Raw genomic sequence first — 236 nt, 5'->3', positions numbered from 1 at the left:
GTCAATCATCTGTTGCGCTTCTTCGATCGAAGTGGCCATTGGTTTTTCGCACAATACATGGCAACCAGCGTTTGCTGCATCAATCGACACTTGTGCATGGTCCACATTTTGTGTACATACACTAACTGCATCAATCTCTACCTCTTTAAGCATAGCTTCGTGGGAATCGTATACAAGTTTGACTCCATATTGATCAGCGAGTTTTTGAGCGACTTCGATGTTTAGATCACAAAAAG

At 42.4% G+C, this 236-nt stretch carries 1 protein-coding gene; it reads right to left on the bottom strand.

The features are described 5' to 3' along the window. Window positions 1-236, bottom strand: a 236-nt coding sequence (locus CHH91_RS20760) for a Gfo/Idh/MocA family protein (protein WP_176465883.1), incomplete at both ends; no start/stop codon positions are given.

Origin of the sequence: Virgibacillus sp. 7505, assembly GCF_002272135.1 — a bacterium.
GTDB lineage: Bacteria > Bacillota > Bacilli > Bacillales > Amphibacillaceae > Terribacillus.
This window is presented reverse-complemented; position numbering and strand designations above follow the sequence as displayed.